The organism is Kitasatospora sp. NPDC056800 (assembly GCF_042789775.1).
Classification (GTDB): domain Bacteria; phylum Actinomycetota; class Actinomycetes; order Streptomycetales; family Streptomycetaceae; genus Kitasatospora.
In genome coordinates this window covers 1-2,257 of sequence record NZ_JBHUAL010000397.1, presented here as the reverse complement: position 1 = coordinate 2,257, position 2,257 = coordinate 1, and the positions used below count along the sequence as shown (strand labels likewise).

The 2,257-nt window shown below is 72.6% G+C and carries 1 protein-coding gene and 1 pseudogene; both read left to right on the top strand.

What is annotated here, in order from left to right; all coding sequences use genetic code 11:
• Positions 1-327: 327 nt before the first annotated feature.
• A pseudogene (locus ACFRQN_RS40620) lies at positions 328-1,170 on the top strand (hypothetical protein); the annotation flags it as partial.
• A 138-nt stretch (positions 1,171-1,308) separates the two neighbouring features.
• A complete protein-coding gene (locus ACFRQN_RS40615; RefSeq protein ID WP_375877814.1) occupies positions 1,309-2,193 on the top strand; it encodes a hypothetical protein in 885 nt (294 codons plus the stop codon).
• Positions 2,194-2,257 lie beyond the last annotated feature (64 nt).

Below are 2,257 nucleotides of genomic sequence, written 5' to 3'. Positions count from 1 at the left end.
CGCTGGGGCCGCGGCCTTTTTGTGTTTTGCGAACGTGAAGAAGATCGGCAAAAGCGGGACTTCCGCCCAGACGCGGAGGGTCCCGGCATGTCGGACAATGGAGAAGGTACGCGGGCCAGCAGGCCGGCGTCGAAGCCGCGTGGCGGTGGTGGAGTCGCATGCTCCGCCCGCGGTGTAGCTGAAGCAGCAGAAGGAGTCACCACGATGTCGAACCAGCCCCAGGACCGTCCCGAGCGTCGATCGGACGACGGCCGAGGCTACGAGCCCCGGTCCCGCGGGGGCTGGTCCAACGACCGTGGCGGCGACCGCGGTGGCTTCCGCCGCGATGACCGCCCCTCCGGCGGCTACCGTCGCGACGACCGTGACGACCGTCCGCGTCGTGACGACCGTCCGTCGGGCGGCGGGTACGGCCGCGACCGCGACGACCGCGGTGGCGACCGTGGCGGCTTCCGCCGTGACGACCGCCCCACCGGCGGGTACAACCGCGACCGCGGCGACCGTCCGTCGGGCGGTTTCAACCGTGACGACCGTGGCGGCGAGCGCGGCGGTTTCCGTCGCGATGACCGTCCGTCGGGTGGCGGTTTCAACCGCGACCGCGGTGACCGTCCGGCCGGCGGTGGCTTCCGTCGTGACGACCGCCCCTCGGGTGGTTTCAACCGTGACGACCGCGGTGGCGACCGTGGCGGTTTCCGCCGCGACGACCGCCCGTCCGGCGGTTTCAACCGCGATGACCGCGGCGGCGACCGTGGCGGTTTCCGTCGTGACGACCGTCCGTCGGGTGGCGGTTTCAACCGCGACCGTGGTGACCGTCCGGCCGGCGGTGGTTTCCGTCGTGACGACCGCCCCTCGGGTGGCTTCAACCGTGACGACCGCGGTGGCGACCGTGGCGGCTTCCGCCGTGACGACCGCCCCTCCGGCGGTTTCAACCGCGATGACCGCGGCGGCGACCGCGGTGGCTTCCGTCGTGACGACCGCCCGAGCGGTTTCCGTCGGGACGACCGTGACGACCGTCCGCGTCGTGACGACCGTCCGTCGGGTGGCGGTTTCAACCGCGACCGTGGCGACCGTCCGGCCGGCGGTGGTTTCCGTCGTGACGACCGCCCCTCCGGTGGCTTCAACCGCGATGACCGCGGTGGCGACCGCGGCGGCTTCCGCCGTGACGACCGCCCGTCGGGTGGCGGCTACCGCCGTGACCGGGACGAGCGCGGCGGCGACCGCCGGGAGTACGACGACCGCCGGGGCAACTACGAGCCCGTCAAGCGTCTGCCGATCCCGGAGGACGTCACCGGCTACGAGCTGGACGCGGACGTGCGCCAGGAGCTCAAGAGCCTGCCCAAGACCCTCGCGGACGACGTCGCCCGCAACCTGGTGATGGTGGCCCGCCTGCTCGACGGCGAGGCGGAGGAGGCCTACCAGTACTCGCGCATCGCGCTCCGTCTGGCCTCCCGCGTGGCAGCCGTCCGTGAGGCGGCCGGTTTCGCCTCGTACATGACGCAGCGCTACTCCGAGGCGCTGACCGAGTTCCGCGCCGCCCGTCGGATGACCGGCCGGGCGGACCTGTGGCCGGTGATGGCCGACTGCGAGCGCGGTCTGGGCCGTCCGGAGCGGGCGCTGGCGATGGCTGGCGAGCCCGAGGTGAAGCAGCTGGACAAGGCCGGCCAGGTCGAGATGCGCCTGGTGGCGGCCGGTGCCCGCGCCGACATGGAGCAGTTCGACGCCGCCGTGGTGACGCTGCAGAGCCCGGAGCTTGCCTCCAACTCCGTTCAGCCGTGGACCGCGCGCCTGCGGTACGCCTACGCCGAGGCCCTGATCGCGGCCGGCCGGGCCGACGAGGCCCGTGACTGGTTCGCCAAGGCCGCCGAGGCCGACACCGACGGCACCACCAACGCCTCGGAGCGGCTGGCCGAGATCGACGGCGTGGAGTTCACCGACACGCTCGACCCGGAGCTGGCCGAGGACGAGGCCGAGTCGACGGACGCCCCGGTGCAGAAGAAGCGCGGTGGCGGCGACCACTCCGAGGACCGCGTGATCTTCGAGGACGAGGAGGACGTCGAGGAGTTCTACGACGAGGACGACCTCGAGATCGACGACGACTTCGACGGCGTCGTCCCCGAGCGCGCCCAGCAGGCCGAGGCCGCCGAGGCCGAAGAGTCGAAGGCCGCCAAGGCCGACGCCGACGCCGACAAGAGCTGAGCAGCTCCCAGGCAAACGCCGTGAGGCCCTGCCGTTCCCCGGGAAACTCCGGGAACGGCAGGGC